This window comes from Paraburkholderia sp. 32 (genome assembly GCF_050435345.1).
Classification (GTDB): Bacteria; Pseudomonadota; Gammaproteobacteria; order Burkholderiales; family Burkholderiaceae; genus Paraburkholderia; species Paraburkholderia tuberum.
This window is the reverse complement of the sequence record NZ_JBNDKD010000003.1, coordinates 3,372,847-3,398,767: the sequence shown is the minus strand read 5'-3', so window position 1 is coordinate 3,398,767 and position 25,921 is coordinate 3,372,847. Positions and strand designations below refer to the sequence as shown.

The window sequence follows — 25,921 nt, the reverse complement described above, 5'->3', positions numbered from 1 at the left end:
ATTTTTTGCCACGGCCATGATCACCGCGGCACTGCCCGTTACTTTCTCAACAAATACGCGAGCAGCAGTTCGGTATTCATCTGAATCACCTCGCTGCGTTCGGCGGCGCTGCTGAAATCGCGGCCGAGCGTCGCCTCGAGCGTGAAACGGTTCGACACGATGTAGTAGCCCATGCCCGAGAGCGTCACGTAAAAGCGCAGCGGGTCGATGTTCGTGCGAAACAGCCCCGCGCGCTGCCCACGTTCGAGAATGCCGCCGAGCGTGGCGACGATCGGCGAAATCATTTCGCGTATGCGCGTGGACTTCTGCATATAGCGTGCTTCATGCAGATTCTCGTTGTTGATGAGCCTCAACAACTCGGGATGATCGCGGTAGTAGTCCCACACGAAATGCGCGAGACGCGTAACCGCCTCGACCGGCGCGATTCCGTTGAGTTCGAGCGTGCGTTCCGCTTCGTTGAGCGCGCTGAACGCGTGCTCGAGTACCGCGGTGAATAGCTGCTCCTTGCTACCGAAGTAGTAATAGAGCATTCGTTCATTGGTTTCCGCGCGGCGAGCGATCTGATCGACCCGCGCGCCGAACAGCCCTCCATTTGCAAACTCTTCCGCCGCCGCGAGCAAGATGCGGCGCCTCGTGCCTTCAGGATCTCTTTTGATTTTCGGCTGATTCATGGTGGCATCGTCTTCGTGAGCCGCGTTCTCCGGATCGCGCCGCCGGCCTCTCCTCGAGCCTTTTTGTGGCGGCGTTTAGCGGGCGCGTCATGGTTGGGAAACACACCCTTTTCTGCGGTCTTTCGAATGAAGCGCTTCGATTATGGCACATGGATTGCGAATGGCAATCCGGGAAATCGGCGATAATGTGCTATTTAGTTCAGGTCGTGCGATCGCACGGCAAACCCCCGCGCCGCAACCGTGACAGACGTCAAAACACTCGCGGATCGCATCGAAGATCTGCTGCCCCAAACGCAATGCACGAAGTGCGGTTATCCCGCATGCCGTCCGTATGCCGAAGCCGTCGCCAATGGCGAGGCGAACTATAACCAGTGCCCGCCCGGCGGCGCCGAGGGCATCGCGCGCCTCGCCGCGCTGCTCGGCAAACCGGTGATTCCGCTCAATTCGGCCAATGGCGTCGAACGTCCGCGTCCGTTGGCGGTTATCGACGAGCAGGTGTGCATCGGCTGCACGCTGTGCATGCAGGCCTGTCCGGTCGACGCGATAGTTGGCGCACCGAAACAGATGCACACCGTGGTCGCCGAGCTATGCACCGGCTGCGACCTGTGCGTGCCGCCCTGCCCGGTCGACTGCATCACGATGCTCCCCGTGACCGGCGAGGCCACCGGCTGGGATGCATGGAGCCAAAGCCACGCGGACGCGGCGCGGGCGCGTCATAACCGCCACGAGACCCGTCTCGCGCGCGAGCGCGACGCCGCCGAAGCGCGCGCTGCGGCGCGGCGAGCCGCAAGCGCGCTGCCGGCTGCGCCGGACGCGGTTGCGGCAAACGCCGCGACAGTGCCGTCCGAGGCTCCCGCCGCCCCGATTGCGGACGACGCGGAAGCGAAGAAACGCGCGATCATCCAGGCCGCGCTCGAACGCGCGCGCAAGAAGAAGGAAGACTTGGCCGCGAAAGGCGAGGGACCGCTGAACACCGAGAACGTCAGCGCCGACGTGCAGGCACAGATCGACGCCGCCGAAGCGCGCCGCCGCCGTCTCGGTCTTGCCAGCGGTGGCGACACGCCCGGCTCGGAGCAGCAGTCCGACGAGTCAAATGAGTCAAACGAGTCCAATCCACCGTCCAACTCGCCGCCAACCGCGCGCTGACCACGCCGACGCAACCCGGCCCACTCACACGGACCCGCTCCGCATGAACGCGAACAAACGCCGCGCGATCTACGAAACGCTTCAGAGCCTCAATCCGCATCCGACCACCGAACTCGAGTACACGTCGCCGTTCGAACTGCTGATCGCGGTGCTGTTGTCTGCGCAGGCGACCGACGTGTCGGTCAACAAGGCGATGCGCAGGATGTTTCCGCTCGCGAACACGCCGCAGAAGGTGTTCGACCTCGGCGAGGAAGGCGTCGCGAGCTATATCAAGACGATCGGTCTGTATCGCACGAAGGCGAAGAACGTGATCGCGACCTGCCGCATTCTGCTCGACCAGTATGGCGGCGAGGTGCCGGAGGATCGCGAGGCACTCGAAGGGCTGCCCGGTGTCGGCCGCAAAACGGCCAACGTGATCCTGAACACCGCATTCGGCCATCCAACCATCGCGGTCGACACGCACATTTTCCGCGTCGCCAACCGCACCGGCCTCGCGCCCGGCAAGGACGTGCGCGCGGTCGAAGCGGCACTCGAAAAATTCACGCCCGCCGAATTCAGGCAGGATGCGCACCACTGGCTGATCCTGCATGGACGCTACGTGTGCAAGGCGCGCCGCCCCGAATGCTGGCATTGCGCGATCGAGCCGCTGTGCGAGTTCCGGCCGAAGACCCCGCCACCCGATCTATAAGGCCGGCCCAGTTCGAGACCCGAGGCAGTGCAGCGCGCCTGCGGCCCACGCGGCCGCCGCGTAAAATAGTGCCTTACGCGCAGCGCGCACTGCGGACCCGCACCGTCGCGCTCCGCGCCTCCACTCCCACGCACCGGTTCCACGATGTTCAATCCCAGCCGCGACGAAGTTCGCCTCTTTTTCACCGACACCTGGCGCAAACAGCGCCGGGGCGAGATTTTGACGCCGCTCGAGGCGATCGCCGCCGACTGGATCGTCGAGCATCCCGAATATCACGCCGATCTCGCCGATGGTCCCGCCGCCCAGGCGCAGGACTATTCGCCGGAGCGCGGCCAGACCAATCCGTTCCTGCACCTGTCGATGCACCTGGCGATCTCCGAGCAGTTGTCGATCGATCAGCCGCCCGGCATTCGAGCCGCGCATGAGCGGCTCGCCGCGCGCCTCGGCTCGACGCACGAGGCCCAGCACGCGATCATGGACTGCCTCGGCGAAACCATCTGGGAAGCGCAGCGCACCGGCACGCCGCCGGACACGGACGCGTATCTGCAGCGCATCGAACGGCGCGCGACGCGCGACTGAGGCGACTGGAAACGCCGGCGCGGCACGACGCCAGCACGCCGAGGTACGACGCCCTCAAAGCAAAACACCCCGCCAAGGCGGGGTGTTTTGCTTTTGAAGCTTCGGCGCGAAACCGGCGCCCGACGCTTACTTTTTCTGCACGAGGTCGCCTTTTAGCGATTCGATGTAAGCGGCGATGTCCTTCATGTCACTTAGCGACAGGCTCTGCACCTGTGCCTGCATGATCGCGTTGTTGCGGCCGAGGTGTGGATTGGCAGTACCCATCTGGTACTGACGCAGCGCCCAGAAGACATAGTCGGCGTACTGACCGGCCAGCTTCGGATACTCCGGGCTCACCGGCTTGTTCAGGTTGGGACCGTGGCAGGCCGCGCAGTTGTGGCTGTCGGCGAGCACCTTACCGTTGCCGGCGTCGGCCGCGTGTGCTGCGTTCGCTGCGGCCAGACCAATGACCGCCGCCGCGCCGACCGCCTTGAATACCGTGTGGAGTGCCTGTTGGGGCTTGATCATGAAATCTCCTATCCCGCGAATTGGATGTGCTGGTGACCGACGCCGATCACTTGTCGGGATTGTTTTTCGAAGCGGCAGTTTGCGCTGCGTAGTACGCGGCGACATCGGCAATGTCCTGATCCGACAGCGTCACCGCGATCGCATGCATCGTGGCGAAATGGCGGTCGCCCTTCTTGTAGGCGCGCAGCGCGTTTTCGAGGTACGCCTGATTCTGGCCACCAAGCTTCGGCACGCGGAAAACCTCTGGATAAGCCGTGCGGTATTCGGGGATGCCGTGGCAGCCGATACACATCGCGACCTTGTCCTGGCCCGCCTTGGCATTGCCTACGACATCCGCTGCCTGCGCATTGGCCGCATACCCCGAGAGCACCGACAGCGCTACGATCACGACGTGTTTGCCGACGAATTTATTCATAGATGTAACCTGGCTTGAGGGGAAACGGGTGCCCACAAAGGCAGCGGTCCGCGCCGTTCTTCTTGTAGGGTAGCCGCGCAGGCCAAAAAAATCGGGCTCATTGTACCGCGCCGCCGCGCCGAACGTCCACCAGACAAGGGGGCCGCGCAACGCCCGCTGGGACGGGCGCCACGCCATGACCGCGGCGGCTTCGCAACGACGCCACAGCGGCACCGCCGCCGCGTCACTGCGCGGCTGACACCATACGTGAGCCGGTTTCAGGCCAACAGGCCTTCTGACTTATACTGGGTTTTTTCCCGCACAAGAGCATCTCGTCATGCGTTTCGAAGGCTCATCGCAGTACGTCGCCACCGACGACCTCAAGCTCGCGGTCAACGCCGCGATGACGCTCAAGCGTCCGCTGCTGATCAAGGGCGAACCCGGCACCGGCAAGACCATGCTCGCCGAGGAAGTCGCCGCCGCGCTCGGCATGCCGCTCTTGCAATGGCACATCAAGTCGACCACCAAGGCACAGCAGGGGTTGTACGAATACGACGCGGTGTCGCGTCTGCGCGATTCGCAGCTCGGCGACGAGCGCGTGAAGGACATCCGCAACTACATCGTCAAGGGCGTGCTGTGGCAGGCGTTCGAATCGGACGAGCAGAGCGTGCTGCTGATCGACGAGATCGACAAGGCCGACATCGAATTCCCGAACGACCTGCTGCGCGAACTCGACCGCATGGAGTTCTACGTGTACGAGACGCGCGAGCTGGTGCGCGCCAGACATCGCCCGCTCGTGATCATCACGTCGAACAACGAGAAGGAATTGCCCGACGCGTTCCTGCGCCGCTGCTTCTTCCACTACATCAGGTTTCCGGATGCGACGACGATGCAGCAGATCGTCGACGTGCATTACCCCGGCATCAAGAAGGATCTGCTCGCCGCGGCGCTGCAGAGCTTCTTCGAGCTGCGCAACGTCGCGGGGCTGAAGAAGAAGCCGTCCACCTCCGAACTGCTCGACTGGCTCAAGTTGCTGCTCGCCGAAGACATTCCGCCCGAAGCACTGCGCTCGGCCGATCAGAAGCAGATCGTGCCGCCCCTGCACGGCGCGCTGCTGAAGAACGAACAGGACGTGAGCCTGTTCGAGCGGCTGCTGTTCATGAACCGCAACAACCGTTGAGCGGGCGCCGCGCCGCAGGACATCCAGCATGCTGATCGACTTTTTCTACTCGCTGCGCGCCGCCCGCTTGCCGGTCTCGGTGAAGGAATACCTGACGCTGCTCGAAGCGCTGAAGGCCAACGTGATCGCGCCGTCGCTCGACGAGTTCTACTACCTCTCGCGCATCACACTCGTGAAGGACGAGCAGTACTTCGACAAGTTCGACCAGGCGTTCGGCGCCTTTTTCAACGGTGTCGCGGCGACCTCGGAGCTCGCGTTCGAGATTCCGCCCGACTGGCTGAAGAAGAAGCTGCAACGCGATCTGTCGCCCGAGGAAAAGGCGCAGATCGAGGCGATGGGCGGCATCGACAAGCTGATGGAGCGCCTGAAGGAACTGTTCGACGAGCAGAAAGAGCGCCACGAGGGCGGCAACAAGTGGATCGGGACGGGCGGCACGTCGCCGTTCGGTCACGGCGGCTATAACCCCGAAGGCGTGCGCATCGGCGACGACGCGCCCGGCAATCGCACGGCCGTCAAGGTATGGGAAGCGCGCGCGTATCGCGACTACGACGACCAGGTCGAAATCGGCACGCGCAACATCAAGGTCGCGCTGCGACGGTTGCGCCGTTTCGCCCGCGAAGGCGCGGCGGAAGAACTCGACCTGCCCGACACGATCCGCAGCACCGCCGCGAACGCCGGCTGGCTCGATCTGAAGATGGTGCCCGAGCGGCACAACAACGTGAAGGTGCTGATGCTGCTCGATGTCGGCGGCTCGATGGACGATCACGTGAAGCGCACCGAGGAGCTGTTCTCTGCCGCGAAGGCCGAGTTCAAGCACCTCGAGTTCTACTACTTCCACAACTGCGTGTACGACTTCCTGTGGAAGCACAACCGCCGCCGCCACGCCGAGCGCACACCGACGTGGGACGTGCTGCACAAGTTCACGCCCGACTACAAGCTGATCTTCGTCGGCGACGCGACGATGAGCCCGTACGAAGTGTTGCAGCCCGGCGGCTCGGTCGAGTACAACAACGCCGAGGCCGGCGCGGTGTGGTTGCGCCGGCTCGCCGATCACTTCCCGCACTTCGCGTGGCTGAACCCGGAGCCGGAAGCGCTGTGGCCGTACCGGCAGTCGGTCAGCGCGATCCGCGAAGTGCTGGGCCACCGCATGTATCCGCTGACGCTCGCGGGCCTCGAGACGGCCATGCGGGTGCTGAGCAAGTAACGCCCGCCGTTCCAGAATCCACGTCCCGACGCTTCAACTTCCACAACAAGAAAGCCTTCGCATGAGTTCGTCCCCGTCGCCCCTGCTGTCCCCCGCCGCCACACCGCAGAGGCGCTTCAATCCGCTCGCCGATACGTCGCTGTCGACGATCGTCGCGGGCTTCGTCGCGGCGATGACCGGCTACACGAGCTCGCTCGTGCTGATGTTTCAGGCGGGCCAGGCCGCGCATCTGAGCGACGCGCAGATTTCGTCGTGGATCTGGGCGCTGTCGATCGGCATGGGCCTGTGCACGATCGGCCTGTCGCTGCGCTTTCGCGCGCCGATCGTGATCGCGTGGTCGACGCCGGGCGCGGCGCTGCTCGTGTCGTCGCTGCCGCATGTCGAGTATGCGCAGGCGATCGGCGCATTCATCTTCTGCGCGGCGCTGCTGACGCTGGTCGGCGTCACCGGCTGGTTCGACGCGCTGATGAAGCGGATTCCGTCCGGCCTTGCGGCAGCGCTGCTCGCGGGCATCCTGTTCGAGATCGGCATCGAGATTTTCCGTGCCGCGCAGTACCAGACCGCGCTCGTGCTGACGATGTTCTTTACCTACCTGATCGTCAAACGGTTCGTGCCGCGTTATGCGATTCCGACCACGCTCGTGGCAGGCACCGCAGCCGCCGGCGCCCTCGGGCTGCTCGACTTCAGCCACTTTCACGTCGCGCTCGCGCACCCGGTGCTGACGATGCCGTCGTTTTCGGTGGCGGCTTGCGTGAGCATCGGCATTCCGCTGTTCGTGGTCGCGATGGCCTCGCAGAACGTGCCGGGCATCGCGGTGCTGCGCGCCGACGGCTATACGACCCCGTCCGCGCCGCTGATCGCGACGACCGGCGTCGCGTCGCTGCTACTCGCGCCGTTCGGTTCTCACGGCATCAATCTTGCCGCGATCACGGCGGCGATCTGCACCGGCCCTGAAGCGCACGAAAACTCCGCCAGGCGCTACACAGCGGCCGTATGGGGCGGCATTTTCTATCTGCTCGCGGGCGTGTTCGGCGCGACGATCGCCGCGCTGTTCGCGGCGTTCCCGAAGGAGTTGGTCGTCTCGGTCGCGGCGCTCGCGCTGTTCGGCTCGATCATGAGCGGGCTCGCCAACGCGATGCAGGATACGAGGCAGCGCGAGGCGGCGCTCGTCACGTTCATGGTGACCGCCTCGGGACTCACGCTGCTGTCGATCGGCTCGGCGTTCTGGGGGCTCGTCGCGGGCGTGGTGACGCAAGTCGTGCTGAACGCGCGCCGCGTGTGAACGGATCGCCACGCCCGGCTGTCCATACGCGGTGTTCATACCGTCCTCGGCGATCCGCCATAGAATAGACGTATCCGGCAGCGTTTCCCAAGCCATCGTGGGACGCGCTGCGGCTTGACCCGCGGCCGCCGGCGCCGGCTGATTCCTCCTGCCGGCGCGGCGGCGTCCTCACTTCTCCTGAACCATGGCGCACACGCGCCCTGAAGGCCCGAACATGACAACCGCACTCGACCAACTCAAGCAATACACCACCGTGGTGGCCGACACCGGCGACTTCCAGCAGCTCGCGCAGTACAAGCCGCGTGATGCGACCACCAATCCGTCGCTGATTCTGAAGGCCGTGCAGAAAGACGACTACCGGCCGCTGCTCGAAAAGACCGTGAAGGCGCATGCGTCGAAGCCGGCCGGCGCGATCATCGACCAGTTGCTGATCGCCTTCGGCACCGAAATCCTGAAGATCATCCCGGGGCGGGTGTCGACCGAAGTCGACGCGCGCCTGTCGTTCGACGTCGAAGGCTCGATCGCGAAAGGCCGCGAGCTGACCGCGCTGTACAAGGAACACGGCATCGAGCGCGACCGCGTGCTGATCAAGCTCGCGTCGACGTGGGAAGGCGTGCGCGCGGCCGAGGCGCTGCAGAAGGAAGGCATCCACTGCAACATGACGCTGCTGTTTTCGCTCGTGCAGGCCGCCGCCGCCGCGGAAGCTGGCGCGCAGTTGGTCTCGCCGTTCGTCGGCCGCATCTACGACTGGTACAAGAAGAACGCCGGCAGCGCGTGGGACGAAGCGAAAGACGGCGGCGCCAACGATCCGGGCGTCAAGTCGGTGCGCCGCATCTACGCGTACTACAAGAAGTTCGGCTACAAGACCGAGGTGATGGGCGCGAGCTTTCGCACGACCTCGCAGATTCTGGAACTGGCCGGCTGCGATCTGCTGACGATCAGCCCCGACCTGCTGCAGAAACTGCACGAGAGCACCGACAAGGTCGAACGCAAGCTGTCGCCGGAGACATCGCACGACGCGGACATCGAGCGCGTGCCGGTCGACGAGAAGTCGTTCCGCTTCCTCCTCAACGACGAAGCGATGGCGACCGAGAAGCTCTCCGAAGGCATCCGCACGTTCGCCGCGGACGCGGTGAAGCTGGAAAAGCTGATCGACACGCTGCGCTGAGGCGCCGGAGGCCGCGGGCGTGGCTGGCTGGAAAGGCGGCGCTGGACCTCACGGTTCAGCGCCGCTTTTCGTTTACGCTGCGTCGCCACCGGCGACATAGCGTCACAAGCGACGCGCCGCCACCGACTACAATCGACTCCACGCCCCTCCCGCCGCCGCTGGCGAGGAACGACGGCGCCCGCCCAACGCCTGACCATGGAGACGATCATGTACGTTCAGCCCTATGTGTTCTTCAACGGCCGTTGCCAGGAAGCGCTCGATTACTACACCGACAAGCTCGGCGCCCAGGTGACCTTCAAGATGCTGTTCAAGGAAGCGCCGCCGGACGCGCACAATCCGCCACGCCCCGAACTCGCCGACAAGATCATGCACGCGAGCGTGCAGCTGGGCTCGAGCACGTGGATGGCTTCCGACGGCAACTGCGATCCGGCGGCCGGCCCGTTCAATGGCTTCAGTCTGTCGCTGACCATCGATGACGGCGCGTCGGCGGAAAAATGCTTCAACGCGCTCGCCGATGGCGGCCAGGTCGTGATGCCGTTCCAGCAAACGTTCTGGAGCAAGGGCTTCGGAATGGTAGTGGACCGCTTCGGCATGATGTGGATGGTCACGCTGCCGCCGCAGGTTTGAGGCTTAGGGGCAGGCCAGCGCTAGCACCTACCTACCACGCGTCGCCCGCTCGTGCCGCTCGATGTTCCAGTTCGGCTCGGTCTCCAGCAATAGCGCGCGCAACCGGTCTACCTGTTCCGCGAGCCGCTGACCGAGCCAGTACGGCCCTTGCCAGTCGGGCGGCAACGCGGTGGCCACGTCGCCGTGCCCCTTCGCGAGCGGCGCCGCGGCCGGAATGCCAAAGCGCGACGGACGGCCGAAACGCAGCCCGCGCGCGGTGGACAACAGGATCGCCCGCACGGCGCGCACCTCGGCGCCGCAATGCGCTGCATAGGCGGTGCGCGCGGCGGCATCGGCGTTCATCAGCGGCCCCGTGGCAAGCAGTTCCAACGAGCTGAGCACCGAACGATGCAGCCGCTGGATTTCCTCGAGCCTCGACTGCGGCACGTCGATTTCCTTCGCGACCGATGGCATCAGCGAGCGCAGTTGCACGAGCCGCTTGTTGATCCGCAGGAAACGCTTGATCTGCTCCTCCTCGGTGATCGTTTCGCCGTCGAGCAGCCGCGCGTAGATGCCCGCGCATTCGCGCAGATTGGCGGCGAGGCCGTAGCGCCACGAATACGTCGCGTGCAGCGGAAACGCGAACGAAAACGCCAGCGCGATGACGATACCGATCAGCACGTTCAGCGTGCGCCACAGGCCGACGTCGATCAGATTGTCCCCGTGGCCCGCGACGATGCACATCGTGATGGCGGTCAGGAGCCCGATATAGCCGGACGAGCCAATCGCGAACCACGCGCAGATCGACGCGATGATCGCCTCCAGCACATAGGTGAGCGGCAGCGAACCGATGAAGTGCTGTTGCACGATCAGCAGGAGCCCGATCGATGCGCCGAGCAGCGTGCCGGCCGCGCGTTCGGCCGCTTTCTTGCGGATATTGCCGTGATGCTGCAAGCCGCCGATCACGACCAGCAGTGTCACCGACGACCAGATGCCGTGCGGAATATCGATGCCGGTCGTCGCGAGAATCGACACCAGCATCGCGAGGCCGACGCGCAGGCTATGCAGCACCTTGGCGTGCCGGTAGCGGTAGTACGGCGACGTGACCGCGCGCACCATCCGGCTGAGCGCCGCGCGGCGGGAAATCAAAGTGGGAGTATCGGCAGCAGCCATGGCGGCGCGCGGCGAACGCGTGAAAGGACGGTTCCGCTATCCTGCCCTGGAGTGCCCCGCAAACACAAACGCCCGCCAACTTCCGTCGGCGGGCGTTGCGTGTTTCAGAACGTGATTTGCAGCTGGAATCAGCCTTCGACGATGTCCAGGTAGTCCTCCGGACGCGTACGGTCCTCGGCGCGCTGCATGCCCACCGCGCGCACGACCAGGCTCACGACGACCGACACCACGAGGTTCACGACCAGCGACCACACGGCCGCATAGCCCGGAATCGCCATGCCGAACAGATGGATCGTGAAGATCGAGCTCGCGAGGTTCAACGAAATCGCCATCCACGTGCCGGTCGCGATACCTGTCGCCCAGCCGAGCAACAGACCCCGGTAGTCGAGCACGCGCGTGTAGAGACCCAGCACGATCGCCGGCAGCGTCTGGATGATCCAGATCCCGCCGAGCAGTTGCAACTGGATCGCGTACGTGAGCGGCAGACCGAGAATGAACGCCACCGCGCCGACCTTGACGATCAGCGACACCAGCTTCGCGACGTTGGTCTCCTGCTCGTGCGTCATGTTGCGGTTGACGAACTCCTTGTGCACGTTGCGCGTGTACAGGTTCGCCGCCGCGATCGACATGATCGCCGCCGGCACCAGCGCGCCGATACCGATCGCCGCGAACGCGACGCCGACGAACCACGACGGGAAGAAGTGCAGGAACAGCGCCGGCACTGCGAAGTTCGGGCCGAAGGCCTTGAAGTACGGCGCGAACTCCGGCATGTCCTTCACGCCGGCCGCGAGCGCCATGAAGCCGAGCAGCGCGAGCAGGCCGAGCACCAGCGAATACGCCGGCAGCAACGCCATGTTGCGGCGGATCGTGTTGCCCGACTTCGACGACAGCACCGCGGTGATCGAGTGCGGATACAGGAACAGCGCCAGCGCCGAACCCACCGCGAGCGTCGCGTACGCGCTATAGCCGTTCAGGCTCGACACGTCCGGCGACTTCAGCAGCAGCTTGGCCGGCGGGACCGCGCCGAAGATATGGCCGAAGCCGCCCAGCTGCGGCGGAATCACGATGATCGCGGCGAAGATCGTCACGTAGATCAGGATGTCCTTGACGACCGCGATCATGGCCGGCGCGCGCAGGCCCGACGTGTACGTGTAGGCCGCGAGGATCGCGAATGCGATGATCAGCGGCAGATCGCCGACGAAGCCGGTCGTGTCGAAACCGAGCGCGCCGATCACCACTTCGATACCGACCAGTTGCAGCGCGATGTACGGCATCGTCGCGACGATGCCGGTCACCGCGACGGCGAGCGCGAGCATGCGGCTGCCGTAGCGGGCCGACACGAAGTCCGCCGAGGTCACGTAGCCGTGCCGCTTCGCGACGCTCCACAGCTTCGGGAACACGACGAACGCGAACGGATAGATCAGGATCGTGTACGGCAGCGCGAAGAAGCCCGTTGCGCCCGCACCGAACACGAGCGCCGGCACCGCGATGAACGTGTAGGCGGTGTACAGGTCGCCGCCGAGCAGGAACCACGTGACGATCGTGCCGAAGCGCCGGCCGCCGAGACCCCACTCTTCGATATGCGCGAGATCGCCGCGCCGCCAGTGGGCCGCGACGAAGCCGAGAATCGTGACGCCGATGAAAAACAGAACGAAGACGAAAGTTGCAATGGGGTTCATCGTTGCGCGCCCCCGTTCGTGCGACCCGTATAGCGGGACCTGGTCTTCGAATAGACGAACGCGGTGATGACCGCGCTGATCAGCACCCACAGCAGCTGATACCAGTAGAAGAACGGGAAATCGAACAGCTGCGGCTCGATCCGGTTGTAGGACGGCACCCAGATCATCGCGATCCACGGTAGCAGCAATAGCCAGAGCCAGTGCTTGCTGGCTTTCTTCACGTCGGCGTCGTGAGCCATGACGTCTCCTGTTTCCTATTTAGAATTTATCTGCCCGCGGTCGACGGGAGGTGGAACTCAGCGGGCGGTCGTCCCGCAGTCAGCCACGGGCTCCCCGAAAGCTTCGAAAGAGTATAGGAGTGGCGAACTCCCGGTCAAGCAGGGACGACCCGAGGCGCGTCGGCGTCCAACAACGCGACGAAGCGCCAACGATGCAGTCTGGATGACGTTGCGGCGTAGACGTGAAAAAAATACCGGAAGCAAAGCGGCCGTGCCGACCGATACGCCGGTACGGCCGCTTCATTCTCCGTGCGCTGATCAGATCGCAAACGATGCGCCCGTCTGCCCGGTCGATTCGCGCAGGCCCTTGATCCATTTGCGCGCCGGCAAGCCGAGCTCGGCTTCGATCAGCTTCGCGCGCGCCTCTAGCGCGGTGAACGGCACGTCGAGCGCGGGGCCCGAGAAGGCGATCGCGATACGGTTGCCGTCGTGCACTTCGGGCAGCGCGACGACGCGACCGTCGAAGGCTTCGTTCAGACGCTTCATGTTGCGCACGAAGCTCGGATGATCGCCGAACAGATTCACCGTGACGATGCCCGCGTCGGTCAGACACGCGCGTGCCGCACGGTAAAAGCCGACGCTGTCGAGTACTGGGCCGCGCGCGGTCGCGTCGTAGACGTCGATCTGCAGCGCGCCGATGGTGCCGTGGTTCGCGCTCTCGTTGACGAAGTCCCACGCGTCGCTTTCATGCACGCTCAGACGCGCGTCGTCGGGCGGCAGTTCGAACATCGTGCGCGCGGCCACGACGACCGCCGGATTCAGTTCGACGGCCTCGACCTTCGCGCTCTTCAGGAAGCGGTGCGCGAACTTGGTCAGCGACGCGGCGCCGAGCCCGAGCTGCACGATGCGCTTCGGCGTTTCGAGGAATAGCAGCCAGGCCATCATCTGCTGCGCGTATTCGAGTTCGATGTGATCGGGCTTGCGCAGACGCATCGCGCCTTGCACCCATTCCGTGCCGAAATGCAGGTAGCGCACGCCGCCCTCTTCGGAGAACGTCACCGGTGCGAAGCGCGGCTTGCGCGGCGCTTCGATTTGCGGCGCGTCGTGTGCGTCGTGCTCGACGGTGCCGCTCGCGTTGCGCGTGGATTTGGGCGCCTTTTTGTGGGCCATTTTCTGTTTACCGCCGATGGCTTGGGCGTCGCGGTTACGGAAAGCGCGCGCCTCGGCCGAAGCGCGCTTGATCAGATTCGTCATGTAGGGATGTCGCGCGACAGGCGCAATATTTTTGGTCGAACGAGAGCATAGCATTCGCTGCGGTTCGCTCATTCAAATCAACCGCTCACAAACTGCTTTCAACGAACTCACTTTTGCGGCCGCTGGGTCGCGACCAACCTGCGCCATTACGCCACGCGCAAACGATTCACGTGGCGCTTTATCGCCGTTTTCCGTCACCAGCCGCAGCTTGCAGCGCATTTCCTCCTGGTGCAGCGCCCGGCGAGATCATCTATTCCGAGGGCTACTCGGGTGAGCCCGTGGTCTTTCTGATCACGGAAGGCAAGGTCGAACTTTCCACTCGCTGCGACGACATGAAGGTCGTCGATTCGTTCGATGTACTCAACCCGATCGCGCAGGGACTGCAAAAGGATGCGACGGGGAATGTGCTCGTCGAAGGGCATACCGACAGTGCGCCGATTTCGACCGCGAAGTATGTGTCCAACTGGGAGCTGTCGTCGGCTCGCGCGGGCGCAGTGGTCAGGTATCTGGTCGAGCGCGGGATCGAGCCGCATCGGCTGGCCGCGATCGGACGGGCGGACAATTTTCCGCTGGTTGCCGGCAATGACGCGGCGGCAAGAGCGGCCAACCGGCGGGTCGCGATCGTCGTGCAGTATTGAACGCGTTCGCCGGTAGCATCGGCCGCCCTTCCCTGCTACGAGCCGCCCGCCGGCGGCTCGTCTTCACATCACCTCACTTCACGCATCACGTCATTCGACGCGTACCGCCCCAAGCGCCTCGTTCAGCGTGCGGCTCGGCCGCATCACCTCTTCGAGCTTGTTGAAGTCCGGCTTGTAATAGCCGCCGATGTCCGCCGGCGCGCCCTGCACCGACGCGAGCTCCGCCACGATCACCTGCTCGTTGGCGGTCAGCTGCGTCGCGAGCGGCGCGAACTGCGCGGCGAGCGCGGCGTCGTCCGTTTGCGCGGCCAGCTCCTGGGCCCAGTACATCGCCAGATAGAACTGGCTGCCGCGATTGTCGAGCTCGCCCGTCTTCGGGCTCGGGCTGCGATTGTTGTCGAGCAGCTTGCCGGTTGCGGTGTCGAGCGTCTTCGCGAGGATCTTCGCCCGGTTGTTGCCGGTCTTGATGCCCAGTTCTTCGAGCGACGCCGCGAGCGCGAGGAACTCGCCGAGCGAGTCCCAACGCAGATGGTTCTCTTCGACGAGCTGCTTCACATGCTTCGGCGCCGAACCACCCGCGCCGGTCTCGTACATGCCGCCGCCCGCCATCAACGGCACGATCGACAGCATCTTCGCGCTCGTGCCCAGCTCCATGATCGGGAACAGGTCGGTCAGATAATCGCGCAGGATGTTGCCGGTGACCGAGATCGTATCGAGCCCGCGCACGACGCGCTCGAGCGTGTAACGCATCGCGCGCACCTGCGACATGATCTGGATGTCGAGGCCCGTGGTGTCGTAATCCTTCAGGTAGGCCTCGACCTTCCTGATCAGCTCCGCTTCGTGCGGGCGATACGGGTCGAGCCAGAACACCGCGGGCATGCCGGAATTGCGCACGCGCGTGACCGCGAGCTTGACCCAATCGCGGATCGCCGCGTCCTTCACCTCGCACATGCGCCAGATGTCGCCCTGCTCGACGTTCTGCGTGAGCAGCACCTCGCCGCTAGCCAGATCGACGATGCGCGCCTCGCCGTCTTCCGGCACTTCGAAGGTCTTGTCGTGCGAGCCGTATTCTTCCGCCTTCTGCGCCATCAGGCCGACGTTGGGCACGGTGCCCATCGTGACCGGATCGAACGCGCCGTTGGTCTTGCAGAAGTTGATGATCTCCTGGTAGATGCGCGCGAACGTGCTCTCCGGGATCACCGCCTTGGTGTCTTTCGGACGACCGTCGGCGCCCCACATCTTGCCGCCGAGGCGAATCATCGCCGGCATCGACGCATCGACGATCACGTCGTTCGGCGCGTGCAGGTTCGAGATGCCCTTCGCCGAATCGACCATCGCCAGTTCCGGACGATGCTCGTGGCATGCGTGCAGGTCGCGGATCACCTCCTCGCGCTGCGATTCCGGCAGCGTCTCGAGCTTCTCGTACAGATTGACGAGGCCGTTGTTGACGTTCACGCCAAGTTCCTCGAACAGCTTGCCGTGCTTCGCGAACGCGTCCTTGTAGAACACCTTCACCGCGTGGCCGAAGACGATCGGGTGCGAGATCTTCATCATCGTCGCCTTCACGTGCAGCGACAGCATCATGCCGGTCTTGCGCGCATCTTCCATCTGGTCTTCATAGAACGCTAGCAGCGCCTTCCTGCTCATGAACATGCTGTCGATGATCTCGCCGTCCTGCAGCGCGACCTTCGGCTTCAGCACGATCGTCTTGCCGTTCTTCGTGACGAGTTCCATCTTCACGTCGCGCGCGCGATCGAGCGTCATCGATTTTTCGCCGTGATAGAAGTCGCCGTGCCGCATGTGCGCGACGTGCGTGCGCGACGCCATGCTCCATTCGGCCATGCTGTGCGGGTGCTTGCGGGCGTAGTTCTTCACCGCTGCCGGCGCGCGACGGTCCGAGTTGCCCTCGCGCAGCACCGGGTTCACCGCGCTGCCGAGACACTTCGAGTAGCGCTGACGGATCGCCTTCTGTTCGTCGGTCTTCGGATCTTCCGGATAGTCGGGCACCTTGTAGCCCTTCGCCTGCAGTTCCCTGATCACGCTCGTCAGTTGCGGCACCGATGCGCTGATGTTGGGCAGCTTGATGATGTTGGTGTCGGGTAACGAGGTCAGGCGACCGAGTTCCGCGAGGTTGTCGGGCACCCGCTGCGCTTCGGTCAGAAACTCGGGAAACTCACCGAGGATGCGGCCCGCGACCGAGATGTCGCTGGTCTCGACCTCGATGCCGGCCGGCCTGGTGAAGGTCCGGATGATCGGCAGGAACGCGGCCGTCGCAAGCAGCGGCGCCTCGTCGGTGAGGGTGTAGATGATGGTCGGTTGCTGGGTCGTCATTGCTAGGCTCTGGGCGGGCGGTTGAGAGGCATCTCGCACGTGATACGGGCAGGATGCGCAAACGTCGATCAGGAAAACGACAACGCTAGGACACAAACGCTGTGCGTGGCGGATGGCGACGCGGGGCCCTGGAACGCCAAAGCGGAACGATTAAGCGAACACGGCGGACTGCGTCGCGCAGCGGGTCGCACGGTTGGATTCTGCCTCATTTTTGGGCTGCCAGGAGAATTCGGAATGTGAACAACGGGAGCACGCATGGACACGGCAGAGCAAATGACGATCGCGGCTGACTGGATACGCGAAGCCGACGGCATTCTGATCACGGCAGGCGCAGGCATGGGCGTCGATTCCGGACTACCCGACTTTCGAGGCGATCACGGATTCTGGGCGGCTTATCCGGCGTTGAAGACCGGCGGAATCAATTTCCATGATATTGCCAATGGAACAGCCTTCCTGCGTGATCCGGTCCGCGCATGGGGTTTCTACGGCCATCGGCTCAACCTGGACCGGCGCGCCGTCCCGCACGCGGGTTTCGAGAGCTTGCGCCGCTGGGCATCGGCGAAAAGAAGCGGCGGGTTCGTATTCACCAGCAATGTCGATGGCCAGTTCCAGAAGGCCGGCTTCGCCGACGATCGCCTGTTCGAATGCCACGGATCGATCCATTTCCTGCAATGCGGACAGTCCTGCAGTACGCCTGAATAAATCAGAACCCGAATTTTCATCCGTCGCCCATTCCTCTCCCTGTTGTCGCCTGCTAGCGTGGCAGTCCCGACAGCTACGGAGAAGTTCGGAATGTCGTATCAACAGGATGCGGACGGCGTGCGCGTGGTGCTCAGCGCGCCGCAAATGGCGGCGGTACTGGCAAGGCAGTCAATCACCCAGACCGAAATGCTTTCCAACCGGCTATGGGGCGGGTTGCAAATCGTCGGTGGCGTGCTGGAAATGGTCGGCGCAAGTGCGTTGTGTGTGATCCCGGAACCGACCATGCTCACCAAGGCAGGGTGTGTCGTGTTCGGCGTACATGGTTCTGGTACGGCGGCGGCTGGTTTGCGTCAGGTCTGGACGGGCCAGGATACGGCCACATTGACCCAGCAGGGCACGACGAAGCTGGCCGAGGCAATGAAGGCAAGTCCTGACATAGCCAACAATATCGGCCTGTCACTTGACATGGTCGTGCCGTTCAGCTTTGCCGGGTCAATCAAGGCGGTGCGGGCTGCGCGTATCACGATGGGCGAGATCAACCTGAACATGCATGAAGCGAAGACGCTTCGCGGGGTTGGCGGGCATACACTTTTGAAGCATGTGGGAAAGGATGAGGCCTGGTTGCGTCAAAGACTGAAAGATGAGCCGCGGATAAAAGCGGCGACATCATTTAAAGACCAGAAGACTGCCGAGAAAGCCATTTCGGAAGTGATGATGGGCGAAACTACCCGCATCAGATCCTGGTCTCAGTCTACGACGAGTGCTCCGTTGCGTTTAACAAGGCACATATCTGGGGACGTGGGTTACGGGGTTGTCAGGAAGACAGGACAATTTGCGAAAGGAAACAAGGTTTTGGTGGTACTTAAGCGGGAGATATACAATGGAATGCCCTATTACGTCCTGACGGCGTTCATCGACTTATGAGACGCAGTTATGAATGAAAATCCGCTGTACCCCGAACTAAACCAGCTCTTTGGTGTGTACCTTAACGAGGATTTTTCGTACTGGGGTAACACCATCAAAGTGATCATAGGTTGCTACAGAAGAGATAGTTCACAAGAGAGTTTAAGGAACATACTTGTTGAAATTGAAAACTTCGAGAGAGAGAACTTTAGCAATCTGGACGATGCATTCGAAGAGGCGTATGGCTCCCAGTTCGGCCCGGAGTTGTGGGGTTACACCACTGCTTCCTTCCTTGACGAATTGAAGCGGCTACTGAATGAGTAGGCAATTGCTCGGGACAGACTATAAAGAAGGCCCGCCATTGTCGCGGGCATTTTCACGCACACGCCCCTCAACACGCAGACAGGGAGTGAAGGCTTATCGTATGGTTGACGGTGAGGAATATGGCAATCTGACGGGGTTGATTCGCTCTCGTTTCCACGAAGATTTTGACCTTTTCGGAAACTGAGTAGAAGAACTCGTTTCTTCCTATACCGACAAAATGTCAACGACTGACATTGACGCGCTCATATCTGAGATAGATTCATTCAAAGCCGACTATCCAGAGACGTTGGACTCTGCGTTCAAGGAGCGGTTTGGCCGCCAGTTCGATCCTGTTTTGTGGGGCTACACAACGGCTTCCCTCCTTGATGAAGTAAAACGGTTACTGAGTGAGTAGGCAACTGCTCAGGACCGGACCCGCGACGAGACACTGACGTCAGTCGCACTATCACGCATGCCAAGCGTGCGAACATTCGCACCGGTACAATCCTCCGATATCGTTGTTCCCGCAGATCTGCCAAACCAAGCCGGAGCGTGTGATGGACGGCGATACCAGCAAAGCCCAATCCGACTGGATTTCCCGTTCGGAATCCACCCACGGAGTCGAACGCATCGAAGCGTTTTTCCACGGCAACGCGTACTCCATGCATCGGCATGACACCTACGCGATCGGCCTGACCCTCGCCGGCGTCCAATGCTTCCACTACAGGCGCGGTTTGCGCACCAGCCTACCCGGACAGACCATGGTCCTGCATCCCGACGAAGTGCACGACGGTCAGGCCGGCACGAACGAGGGATTTCGTTATCAGATGATTTACGTGCAGCCCGCTGCAATCCAGGAAGTCCTCGGCGGCCGCCCCCTGCCGTTCGTCGAAGGCGGCGTCACGACCGATCCGCGCCTGTTCGAAGCCACGCAGACAGCGCTGCGCCAGATGCGTGGCGACGCGGAGCCGCTCGAACGTGACGACGCGCTCGCCGGTCTCGCGCTCGCGCTGGATAACGCCTCGGGCGCGCGGCAGACGCGCAAGTCCGCGGATTTCGCGGCAGCGCAGCGAGCACGCGAATATCTGCACGCATCGTGCTCGCACACCGTCACGCTCGATGAACTTGCCGTCGTCAGCGGGCAGGACCGCTGGAGCCTGTCGCGCGATTTCCGAACTTTTTACGGCACCAGCCCCTATCACTACCTGGTCATGCGCCGGCTCGAAGCCGCGCGCGCGATGATGCTGCGCGGCGTTTCCCTCGTGGACGCGGCGGCGGCGGCCGGCTTCGCCGACCAGAGCCACATGACCCGACATTTTCGCCACGCATACGGGATCCCGCCCGCACGTTGGCTCGCGATGACGAGCGATCGGCGCGCCGGCTAACGCAAGCTTGCACGATCGTTCAAGACGCTCGCCGGCGGCGGGACTATGCTCTGTTCCAGGTATCACCCGAATGGAGCCACCATGCACAGCGATTCCCAGCCGACACCCGAGCAACGCGGCCAATACAAGACCATCAACCTGCTCGACAAGATCAGTCAGATCGACGACCACTGGCAGCCGCGCGTCGTGGCTGAAATGAATGACTATCAGTTCAAGGTCGTAAAGATAGCCGGCGATTTCGTCTGGCATCGGCATGCCGATACCGACGAGACGTTCATCGTCCTCGCAGGCCGGTTGCGCATCGACTTCCGCGACCGCTCGATCGAACTGTTTCCCGGAGAAATGGCGGTGGTACCAAAGGGAGTCGAGCACAAGCCGTATGCCGAGTCCGAGGTGAAGCTGCTGCTCATCGAACCGCGCGGCGTCGTCAATACCGGCGATACGACCACCGAAAGAACGGCCGAAAACGACGTATGGATCTGAGAGCCGCCATGCAAACGCCGCGGCCGATCGTTCGCGAAGCCGTTTTCCCCGCCGACACCCACAACCTCGTCGCCGTGATCCGCGAGTATGTCCACTGGCTGGATATGGATCTGTCGTACCGCGGATTCGATGCAGAAATGGACGCGTTCGAACACGTTTATACGCTGCCATCCGGCATGTTCTTCGTCGCCGACGCCGGCGGCGAGCTCGCCGGTTGCGCGGGGCTGCTGCGCCATACGGCGGAGACTGCGGAAATCAAACGGCTCTATGTTCGTGAAGCATTCAGAGGGTTGTCGCTTGGCGAAACGCTGGTCACATCGGTGATCGGGAAAGCGAAGACATTGGGATTCTCGACGCTGGTTCTCGACACGGTTCCGCAAACCGGTTTTGCACAGCGCATCTACGAGCGGTTAGGGTTCGTCGAAACCGCGCCCTACTACGAGAATCCAGTCGAAGGCACACGGTTTCTTGCGCTCGATCTATGAGCGCGAATGGCATCCTGTCGGTCGATCAGACCCAGGTTAGCCGTCGCCATATGTCCAGCTTTTGAGCGTATGAAACCGAGGCATGGGCGGGACTGCTCGATGGCAAACGGACAAGCCGATATTGCACTCCCCGCTCGCCCAACGCTTTCATCCCGATTTTGGCCGCCGTCCCCCCGTTGAAGGCGATGGTAGCCAGTTTCGGCAGCGTATCGATCAGACCGATCAGATCGTTGCTGGCATGGTCGCGAATCCGGCTATCCAGGCTTCCTGCTCGGCGAGCCTCGGCAACGACATCCCATAGTCCGATATGGTGTTCGAGCAACGTCTCGAGACGCGTCGAATAGTCCATACCAACCAGATCCCGTTCTATCGCTTCACCGACCAGTAACCAGAATTTGTTCTGCGGATGTGCGTAGTATTGGCCGTGAGCCAACGACACCTCGCCCGGCAAGCTACCGAGGATCAAGACCCGCGTATCGGCGTCGACGACAGGCGCAAAGCAACGCTTGAACGACATCAGCGGCTCCGCTCGTCGGCGCTACGCGGCACGCTGTGCGCGCGCGACGCGGTGTGATCGAGCGGACGACCGTGCTCGCGCACCCGCGCGTGCGCGATATGCGCCGCGCCGGTGCCTGACGCGGCAGCGTGCGCGCGAGCGGCCGCGTCCAACGCACGCAAATGCTCCCACAGTGCCGGCAACATGCATTCGGTCACCATCAAAGGCGCGCCATGCCGCTCGAACACCGAGCGTCGCGCCACCAGCGCATGCGGCGCATGCCGATCGCCGCCGTCGATTTCATGCGCGGCCAACCGATACAACGGATGCCGCTGCCCCACCCTGCGGCTCACCAGCGACGAACGCGCGACACTGCTATCGCTATACAGCAACTCCGCGAGCGGCCGGGTGCGCAGGCGACGCGTCGCCTGCCAGACGCCGACGCTCGCGGCACGCGGCGTCACGCTATGCGCGGCGACGAACGGCACGCCATCGACCGACAGCACCACTTCGCGCACCCACACCGGCGCGCGCGGCGCGAGTCCGAGCGCGGCGGCTTCGTCGGGCCACGGCAGCGCGACGTCTTCGCGACTCACGCGCACCGCGACCGCGCCGAGCGCGCGCAGGTGCGCGGTCAGTGAACCGCCGCGGGTCAGCCAGTCTTTCTGGGCGGCGCTGAAAGTGGCCAAAGGCGCGACGCGCCAGTGGGCGTCGGCAGGATCGAAACGGATAGGCATGGTGTCGGATTATAGCGACGTGCTCCGACGGTAATTTTTCGCGGCAACGACCGCGGCGATCGTGCGCGCTCCTTCAGCCAGGGGAGCCGACGCAAACCAGAAGGCAAAAAAAATGCGCTGCCGAAGCAGCGCATTTCTCAACTACCGGGCGTCAATCCAGCAACGACATCAACGCTTTCGGCTCACGCTCAACCCGCGCGCGACAGCAGCAACGCATTGGTCCGCTTCACGAAGCTCGCCGGATCTTCCAGCGCGCCGCCTTCGGCGAGCAGTGCCTGATCGAACAGCAGATGGCACCAGTCGTCGAAATTCGCGCTATCGGCATGCAGACCCTTCACGAGGGCGTGCTCCGGATTCACTTCGAGAATTGGATGGAACTCAGGCGCCTGCTGGCCCGCGGCCTTCAGCATGCGCTGCAGGTAGCCGCTCATTTCGCCGTCGTCGGCAACGAGGCACGACGGCGAGTCGGTCAGGCGGAACGTCAGACGCACGTCCTTCGCCTTGTCCTTCAACGCTTCCTTCATCTTCTCGACGAGCGGCTTGAACGCTTCGCCGATCTTCTCCTGCGCCTCTTTTTCCTCGTCGTTCAGCGCGCCGAGATCGAGGTCGCCGCGCGCGACGCTTTGCAGCGGCTTGCCGTCGAATTCGTTGAGGAACGACAGCATCCATTCATCGACGCGATCGGTCAGCAACAGCACTTCGACGCCCTTCTTGCGGAACACTTCGAGATGCGGGCTGTTCGACGCGGCCTGCCACGTGTCGGCGGTCACGTAGTAGATCTTCGTCTGCTCGGGCTTCATGCGAGCGACGTAGTCGGCCAGCGACACGGTCTGCTCGGCCGTGCCCGTATGCGTCGTCGCAAAGCGCACGAGCTTCGCGACGCGCTCGCGATTGGCGAAGTCCTCGCCGATGCCTTCCTTCAGCACCTGGCCGAATTCCTTCCAGAAGCCCGCGTACTTTTCCTTCTCGGCGTCGTTGTCCGCGTTGGCCAGTTCTTCCAGCATCGACAGCGCGCGCTTGGTCACGCCTTCGCGGATCGCCTTCACGTCGCGGCTTTCCTGCAGGATTTCGCGCGACACGTTGAGCGGCAGATCGGCCGAATCGACCACACCCTTCACGAAGCGCAGGTACGTGGGCAGCAGTTGCTCGGCGTCGTCCATGATGAACACGCGCTTCACGTACAGCTTCAGGCCGCCGCGCTGCTCGCGGTTCCACAGATCGAACGGCGCGTGCGCCGGCACGTACAGCAGTTGCGTGTACTCGCTGCGGCCTTCGACGCGGTTATGCGTCCACGTCAGCGGATCTTGATGATCGTGCGAGATGTGCTGGTAGAACTGCTTGTATTGCTCGTCGGTGATGTCGTTCTTCGAACGGGTCCACAGCGCGCTCGCCTGGTTGACGGTCTCGTCCTCGTCCTTCGTGACCATCTCGCTCTTTTCCGCGTCCCACTCTTCTTTCTTCATCAGGATCGGCAGCGCGACGTGGTCCGAGTACTTCTGGATGATCGACTTCAGCCGATACGACGACAGCAGTTCGTCCTCATCAGCACGCAGATGCAGCGTGATGGTCGTGCCGCGCGCGGCGCGCTCGATCGTCTCGACCGCGAAATCGCCTTCGCCCGCGCTTTCCCAGCGCACGCCTTCCGAGGCCGGCAAACCGGCGCGGCGCGTCTCGACGGTGATCTTGTCCGCGACGATGAAGCCCGAGTAGAAGCCCACGCCAAACTGGCCGATCAGCGCCGCGTCCTTCTGCTGGTCGCCCGACAGCTTGCCGAAGAATTCCCTGGTGCCCGAACGCGCGATCGTGCCGAGGTGCGCGATCGTCTCGTCGCGGCTCATGCCGATGCCGTTGTCGTCGATCGTGATGGTGCGCGCGGCCTTGTCGAACGACACCCGAATCCGCAGGTTCGGATCGTTCTCGTACAGCGCGCTGTTTTCGATCGCCTCGAAGCGCAGCTTGTCGGCCGCGTCGGACGCGTTCGAAATCAGCTCGCGCAGAAAGATTTCCTTGTTGCTGTACAGCGAATGGATCATCAGTTGCAGAAGTTGCTTCACTTCTGCCTGAAAGCTCATGGTTTCTTGTGCCATGGTCGGACTTCCTCTCTGTTGCGAATTGGGGGATGAGCGGCGGCCGAAGCGGATTCCAACCGCGGTTCGGGCTCGCCGTGCCGGAGCGCCGGACCGCCGGATCGTCCGCGCAAATGGGGACGCTCCGGCGCGGTTTCAAGAGGCCCGGCGCGCGACGCCGTCGAGATAACGGCTTAGGAACGCCGGTAATTCAGGATCGCCGCAATTGGCGATGTTGAAGCGCATCCACGTGCTCGGCGACTGCTGCGGCGAAAACAGCCCGCCCGGCGTCAGCAGATAGCCGGCTTCGTGCCCGGCCGCGGCAAGCGCGCCTGCGTCGACGCCGGTGTCGGCCCACAGGAACATCCCGGCCGTCGGCGTCAGAAACAGCTTCATGCCGGTCTTCTCGATCATCCGCACGGCCTTCTCGCGCACGCCGTCGAGCCGTGCGCGAATGCGCTCGACGTGCCGCCGGTAGTGGCCCTCGGTCAGGATCTTGTAGATCACGCGCTCGTTCAACTCCGGGCTCGTCATGCCGACCAGCATCTTCTGATTGGCGACCACCATCGCGACCTCTGCCGCGCATGCGATGAAACCGACGCGCAGATTCGGCGCAAGCGTCTTCGAGAAACTGCCGAGGTAGATCACGCGCTTTAGCTGATCGAGGCTCGCGAGCCGCGTACCCGCGTAGCTGGGCGGGCACAGGTCGCCGTAGATGTCGTCCTCGACGACGATGAAGTCATACGCCTCGGCAAGCCGCAGGATGCGGAACGCCTGCGCGGCGCTCAGCGAGGTGCCGGTCGGGTTCTGCAGCACCGAGTTGATCACCAGCATTTTGGGGCGCCATTCCTGGACCAGCGCTTCGAGCGCGTCGAGATCGGGGCCGTCCGGCGTGTACGGCATGCCGACGAGCCGCGCGCCCTGCGACGCGAAGCAGCCGAACATCTGGAACCACGCCGGATCGCCGACGATCACCGCATCACCCGGCTTCACGTAGATGCGCGAAATGAGGTCGATCGCCTGGGTGACGCCCGACACCATCACGATCTGCTCGGGCGACGCGCCGATCTCCAACTCCTCGAGCCGCGTCTGCAACTGCTGACGCAGCGGCAGGAAACCTTGCGCGGTGCCGATGCCGAGCATCTGCATGCCGCTTTGCCGGCCGAGCGTGCGCAGCGCGTTGGTGATCAGGTCGCCGTCGAGCCAGCGGGCCGGCAGATAGCCGAGGCCCGGGCTGCGCTCGGGCCGCGCGCCGGTGTGCAGCATGTTGCGCAGCAGCCAGACGACGTCGATATTGGCCGGCGCGGGCAGCGTCTCGGCGCGCGGGTGCAGCTCGGAGACCGTCGCCGCGCCGCCCTGGCGCTCGCGCACATAGAAGCCGGAGCCGCGCCGCGACTCCAGAAAACCCTGCGCGACGAGCCGTTCGTACGCTTCGACCACCGTGAAGCGCGACACGCCCTTGTCGAGCGCGAGCTTGCGGATCGACGGCATGCGCATGCCGGGGCGGAACACGCGCTCCTCGATGCGGCGCCGCGCCCACTGGACGAGCTGTTCGACCAGCGTCAACGACGCGGTGTCGTGCGGGGCAGGAATGTGGGTAAGCGGGACGGACATGACGGACTCCAACTGTACCGAATAGTATC

The 25,921-nt window shown here is 63.4% G+C and carries 26 protein-coding genes and 3 pseudogenes; 16 read left to right on the top strand and 13 right to left on the bottom strand.

What is annotated here, in order from left to right:
* Window positions 1-38: 38 nt before the first annotated feature.
* The gene (locus tag OKW26_RS38520) at window positions 39-671 is read right to left on the bottom strand and encodes a TetR family transcriptional regulator (protein ID WP_013088849.1); all 633 of its coding nucleotides are present in this window, start codon (window positions 669-671) and stop codon (window positions 39-41) included.
* A 240-nt stretch (window positions 672-911) separates the two neighbouring features.
* Between OKW26_RS38520 and rsxB the strand changes: the two genes are divergently transcribed.
* From rsxB to OKW26_RS38505, 3 genes are all read left to right on the top strand, one after another.
* On the top strand, window positions 912-1,817 hold the full coding sequence (rsxB, locus tag OKW26_RS38515) for an electron transport complex subunit RsxB (protein ID WP_429356833.1): 906 nt from the start codon (window positions 912-914) through the stop codon (window positions 1,815-1,817).
* A gap of 43 nt (window positions 1,818-1,860) precedes the next feature.
* Window positions 1,861-2,505 carry an endonuclease III gene (gene nth, locus OKW26_RS38510; protein ID WP_429356832.1) on the top strand — a complete coding sequence of 215 codons (645 nt, stop codon included), beginning with the start codon at window positions 1,861-1,863 and terminating at the stop codon, window positions 2,503-2,505.
* Window positions 2,506-2,649: 144 nt separating this feature from the next.
* Entirely contained in the window at window positions 2,650-3,084 is a 435-nt protein-coding gene (locus OKW26_RS38505) for a DUF1841 family protein (protein ID WP_429356831.1), read from the top strand.
* Between the two features lie 126 nt (window positions 3,085-3,210).
* On the opposite strand, the gene OKW26_RS38500 is transcribed toward OKW26_RS38505, so the two are convergent.
* A complete protein-coding gene (locus tag OKW26_RS38500) occupies window positions 3,211-3,591 on the bottom strand; it encodes a c-type cytochrome (RefSeq protein WP_429356830.1) in 381 nt (126 codons plus the stop codon).
* A gap of 46 nt (window positions 3,592-3,637) precedes the next feature.
* Window positions 3,638-4,006, bottom strand: a complete 369-nt coding sequence (locus tag OKW26_RS38495; RefSeq protein WP_429357169.1) for a c-type cytochrome — start codon at window positions 4,004-4,006, stop codon at window positions 3,638-3,640.
* 316 nt (window positions 4,007-4,322) lie between these two features.
* Between OKW26_RS38495 and OKW26_RS38490 the strand changes: the two genes are divergently transcribed.
* From OKW26_RS38490 to OKW26_RS38470, 5 genes are all read left to right on the top strand, one after another.
* Window positions 4,323-5,165 (top strand): AAA family ATPase, encoded by an 843-nt coding sequence (locus tag OKW26_RS38490; protein ID WP_090803635.1) that lies wholly within the window; start codon window positions 4,323-4,325, stop codon window positions 5,163-5,165.
* 28 nt (window positions 5,166-5,193) lie between these two features.
* Window positions 5,194-6,369 carry a vWA domain-containing protein gene (locus tag OKW26_RS38485; RefSeq protein WP_429356829.1) on the top strand — a complete coding sequence of 392 codons (1,176 nt, stop codon included), beginning with the start codon at window positions 5,194-5,196 and terminating at the stop codon, window positions 6,367-6,369.
* 61 nt (window positions 6,370-6,430) lie between these two features.
* Window positions 6,431-7,651: a benzoate/H(+) symporter BenE family transporter gene (locus tag OKW26_RS38480; RefSeq protein WP_429356828.1), complete on the top strand. Its 1,221-nt coding sequence runs from the start codon at window positions 6,431-6,433 to the stop codon at window positions 7,649-7,651.
* A 214-nt stretch (window positions 7,652-7,865) separates the two neighbouring features.
* Complete coding sequence (gene tal / locus OKW26_RS38475; RefSeq protein WP_429356827.1) at window positions 7,866-8,819, top strand: transaldolase; 954 nt, start codon at window positions 7,866-7,868, stop codon at window positions 8,817-8,819.
* A gap of 207 nt (window positions 8,820-9,026) precedes the next feature.
* Entirely contained in the window at window positions 9,027-9,446 is a 420-nt protein-coding gene (locus tag OKW26_RS38470; protein WP_429356826.1) for a VOC family protein, read from the top strand.
* A 27-nt stretch (window positions 9,447-9,473) separates the two neighbouring features.
* Here OKW26_RS38470 and OKW26_RS38465 read toward each other — a convergent pair whose 3' ends face one another.
* The 5 genes from OKW26_RS38465 to OKW26_RS38445 form a co-directional block, all read right to left on the bottom strand.
* A complete protein-coding gene (locus OKW26_RS38465) occupies window positions 9,474-10,598 on the bottom strand; it encodes an FUSC family protein (protein ID WP_184059459.1) in 1,125 nt (374 codons plus the stop codon).
* Window positions 10,599-10,726: 128 nt separating this feature from the next.
* Window positions 10,727-12,277: a monocarboxylate uptake permease MctP gene (gene mctP, locus OKW26_RS38460; RefSeq protein ID WP_429356825.1), complete on the bottom strand. Its 1,551-nt coding sequence runs from the start codon at window positions 12,275-12,277 to the stop codon at window positions 10,727-10,729.
* Window positions 12,274-12,516 (bottom strand): DUF3311 domain-containing protein, encoded by a 243-nt coding sequence (locus OKW26_RS38455; protein WP_184059463.1) that lies wholly within the window; start codon window positions 12,514-12,516, stop codon window positions 12,274-12,276. The genes mctP and OKW26_RS38455 overlap by 4 nt, the downstream gene beginning before the upstream one ends.
* A 297-nt stretch (window positions 12,517-12,813) precedes the next feature.
* Window positions 12,814-13,749 (bottom strand): spermidine synthase, encoded by a 936-nt coding sequence (locus OKW26_RS38450; RefSeq protein ID WP_187618161.1) that lies wholly within the window; start codon window positions 13,747-13,749, stop codon window positions 12,814-12,816.
* A 72-nt stretch (window positions 13,750-13,821) separates the two neighbouring features.
* Window positions 13,822-13,968 carry a hypothetical protein gene (locus OKW26_RS38445; protein WP_429335984.1) on the bottom strand — a complete coding sequence of 49 codons (147 nt, stop codon included), beginning with the start codon at window positions 13,966-13,968 and terminating at the stop codon, window positions 13,822-13,824.
* A 125-nt stretch (window positions 13,969-14,093) separates the two neighbouring features.
* On the opposite strand from OKW26_RS38445, the pseudogene OKW26_RS38440 reads away from it, so the two are divergent.
* Window positions 14,094-14,387 (top strand): annotated as a pseudogene (locus tag OKW26_RS38440) (OmpA/MotB family protein); the annotation flags it as partial.
* 90 nt (window positions 14,388-14,477) lie between these two features.
* On the opposite strand, the gene OKW26_RS38435 reads toward OKW26_RS38440, so the two are convergent.
* On the bottom strand, window positions 14,478-16,718 hold the full coding sequence (locus OKW26_RS38435) for an NADP-dependent isocitrate dehydrogenase (protein ID WP_090803620.1): 2,241 nt from the start codon (window positions 16,716-16,718) through the stop codon (window positions 14,478-14,480).
* Between the two features lie 255 nt (window positions 16,719-16,973).
* Between OKW26_RS38435 and OKW26_RS38430 the strand changes: the two are divergent.
* The 7 genes and pseudogenes from OKW26_RS38430 to OKW26_RS38400 form a co-directional block, all read left to right on the top strand.
* Window positions 16,974-17,405, top strand: a pseudogene (locus OKW26_RS38430) (SIR2 family NAD-dependent protein deacylase); the annotation flags it as partial.
* Between the two features lie 105 nt (window positions 17,406-17,510).
* Complete coding sequence (locus OKW26_RS38425) at window positions 17,511-18,344, top strand: RNase A-like domain-containing protein (RefSeq protein ID WP_429356824.1); 834 nt, start codon at window positions 17,511-17,513, stop codon at window positions 18,342-18,344.
* Window positions 18,345-18,353: 9 nt separating this feature from the next.
* Window positions 18,354-18,647 (top strand): contact-dependent growth inhibition system immunity protein, encoded by a 294-nt coding sequence (locus OKW26_RS38420; RefSeq protein ID WP_429356823.1) that lies wholly within the window; start codon window positions 18,354-18,356, stop codon window positions 18,645-18,647.
* A gap of 199 nt (window positions 18,648-18,846) precedes the next feature.
* Window positions 18,847-19,041 (top strand): annotated as a pseudogene (locus OKW26_RS38415) (contact-dependent growth inhibition system immunity protein); the annotation flags it as partial.
* 142 nt (window positions 19,042-19,183) lie between these two features.
* Window positions 19,184-20,011: an AraC family transcriptional regulator gene (locus OKW26_RS38410; RefSeq protein ID WP_429356822.1), complete on the top strand. Its 828-nt coding sequence runs from the start codon at window positions 19,184-19,186 to the stop codon at window positions 20,009-20,011.
* A gap of 81 nt (window positions 20,012-20,092) precedes the next feature.
* Window positions 20,093-20,494, top strand: coding sequence for a cupin domain-containing protein (locus OKW26_RS38405; protein WP_090803614.1), 402 nt, complete (start codon window positions 20,093-20,095; stop codon window positions 20,492-20,494).
* Complete coding sequence (locus tag OKW26_RS38400) at window positions 20,485-20,979, top strand: GNAT family N-acetyltransferase (RefSeq protein ID WP_429356821.1); 495 nt, start codon at window positions 20,485-20,487, stop codon at window positions 20,977-20,979. The genes OKW26_RS38405 and OKW26_RS38400 overlap by 10 nt, the downstream gene beginning before the upstream one ends.
* A gap of 25 nt (window positions 20,980-21,004) precedes the next feature.
* Here OKW26_RS38400 and OKW26_RS38395 read toward each other — a convergent pair whose 3' ends face one another.
* From OKW26_RS38395 to OKW26_RS38380, 4 genes are all read right to left on the bottom strand, one after another.
* Window positions 21,005-21,496: a DNA-deoxyinosine glycosylase gene (locus OKW26_RS38395; RefSeq protein WP_429356820.1), complete on the bottom strand. Its 492-nt coding sequence runs from the start codon at window positions 21,494-21,496 to the stop codon at window positions 21,005-21,007.
* Window positions 21,496-22,212, bottom strand: a complete 717-nt coding sequence (locus tag OKW26_RS38390; protein ID WP_429356819.1) for a chorismate--pyruvate lyase family protein — start codon at window positions 22,210-22,212, stop codon at window positions 21,496-21,498. Before OKW26_RS38390 ends, OKW26_RS38395 begins: the two co-directional genes overlap by 1 nt.
* A gap of 188 nt (window positions 22,213-22,400) precedes the next feature.
* The gene (htpG, locus tag OKW26_RS38385; RefSeq protein WP_429356818.1) at window positions 22,401-24,299 is read right to left on the bottom strand and encodes a molecular chaperone HtpG; all 1,899 of its coding nucleotides are present in this window, start codon (window positions 24,297-24,299) and stop codon (window positions 22,401-22,403) included.
* Between the two features lie 135 nt (window positions 24,300-24,434).
* Window positions 24,435-25,892, bottom strand: coding sequence for a PLP-dependent aminotransferase family protein (locus OKW26_RS38380; protein ID WP_429356817.1), 1,458 nt, complete (start codon window positions 25,890-25,892; stop codon window positions 24,435-24,437).
* Window positions 25,893-25,921 lie beyond the last annotated feature (29 nt).

Excerpts from the sequence above, each read along its gene's own strand:
- OKW26_RS38520 (WP_013088849.1), bottom strand. The coding sequence starts at position 671 with ATGAATCAGCCGAAAATCAAAAGAGATCCTGAAGGCACGAGGCGCCGC.
- nth (WP_429356832.1), top strand. The coding sequence starts at position 1,861 with ATGAACGCGAACAAACGCCGCGCGATCTACGAAACGCTTCAGAGCCTC.
- OKW26_RS38505 (WP_429356831.1), top strand. The coding sequence starts at position 2,650 with ATGTTCAATCCCAGCCGCGACGAAGTTCGCCTCTTTTTCACCGACACC.
- OKW26_RS38500 (WP_429356830.1), bottom strand. The coding sequence starts at position 3,591 with ATGATCAAGCCCCAACAGGCACTCCACACGGTATTCAAGGCGGTCGGC.
- OKW26_RS38495 (WP_429357169.1), bottom strand. The coding sequence starts at position 4,006 with ATGAATAAATTCGTCGGCAAACACGTCGTGATCGTAGCGCTGTCGGTG.
- OKW26_RS38490 (WP_090803635.1), top strand. The coding sequence starts at position 4,323 with ATGCGTTTCGAAGGCTCATCGCAGTACGTCGCCACCGACGACCTCAAG.
- OKW26_RS38485 (WP_429356829.1), top strand. The coding sequence starts at position 5,194 with ATGCTGATCGACTTTTTCTACTCGCTGCGCGCCGCCCGCTTGCCGGTC.
- OKW26_RS38480 (WP_429356828.1), top strand. The coding sequence starts at position 6,431 with ATGAGTTCGTCCCCGTCGCCCCTGCTGTCCCCCGCCGCCACACCGCAG.
- tal (WP_429356827.1), top strand. The coding sequence starts at position 7,866 with ATGACAACCGCACTCGACCAACTCAAGCAATACACCACCGTGGTGGCC.
- OKW26_RS38470 (WP_429356826.1), top strand. The coding sequence starts at position 9,027 with ATGTACGTTCAGCCCTATGTGTTCTTCAACGGCCGTTGCCAGGAAGCG.
- OKW26_RS38465 (WP_184059459.1), bottom strand. The coding sequence starts at position 10,598 with ATGGCTGCTGCCGATACTCCCACTTTGATTTCCCGCCGCGCGGCGCTC.
- mctP (WP_429356825.1), bottom strand. The coding sequence starts at position 12,277 with ATGAACCCCATTGCAACTTTCGTCTTCGTTCTGTTTTTCATCGGCGTC.
- OKW26_RS38455 (WP_184059463.1), bottom strand. The coding sequence starts at position 12,516 with ATGGCTCACGACGCCGACGTGAAGAAAGCCAGCAAGCACTGGCTCTGG.
- OKW26_RS38450 (WP_187618161.1), bottom strand. The coding sequence starts at position 13,749 with ATGACGAATCTGATCAAGCGCGCTTCGGCCGAGGCGCGCGCTTTCCGT.
- OKW26_RS38445 (WP_429335984.1), bottom strand. The coding sequence starts at position 13,968 with ATGCGCTGCAAGCTGCGGCTGGTGACGGAAAACGGCGATAAAGCGCCA.
- OKW26_RS38435 (WP_090803620.1), bottom strand. The coding sequence starts at position 16,718 with ATGACGACCCAGCAACCGACCATCATCTACACCCTCACCGACGAGGCG.
- OKW26_RS38425 (WP_429356824.1), top strand. The coding sequence starts at position 17,511 with ATGTCGTATCAACAGGATGCGGACGGCGTGCGCGTGGTGCTCAGCGCG.
- OKW26_RS38420 (WP_429356823.1), top strand. The coding sequence starts at position 18,354 with ATGAATGAAAATCCGCTGTACCCCGAACTAAACCAGCTCTTTGGTGTG.
- OKW26_RS38410 (WP_429356822.1), top strand. The coding sequence starts at position 19,184 with ATGGACGGCGATACCAGCAAAGCCCAATCCGACTGGATTTCCCGTTCG.
- OKW26_RS38405 (WP_090803614.1), top strand. The coding sequence starts at position 20,093 with ATGCACAGCGATTCCCAGCCGACACCCGAGCAACGCGGCCAATACAAG.
- OKW26_RS38400 (WP_429356821.1), top strand. The coding sequence starts at position 20,485 with ATGGATCTGAGAGCCGCCATGCAAACGCCGCGGCCGATCGTTCGCGAA.
- OKW26_RS38395 (WP_429356820.1), bottom strand. The coding sequence starts at position 21,496 with ATGTCGTTCAAGCGTTGCTTTGCGCCTGTCGTCGACGCCGATACGCGG.
- OKW26_RS38390 (WP_429356819.1), bottom strand. The coding sequence starts at position 22,212 with ATGCCTATCCGTTTCGATCCTGCCGACGCCCACTGGCGCGTCGCGCCT.
- htpG (WP_429356818.1), bottom strand. The coding sequence starts at position 24,299 with ATGGCACAAGAAACCATGAGCTTTCAGGCAGAAGTGAAGCAACTTCTG.
- OKW26_RS38380 (WP_429356817.1), bottom strand. The coding sequence starts at position 25,892 with ATGTCCGTCCCGCTTACCCACATTCCTGCCCCGCACGACACCGCGTCG.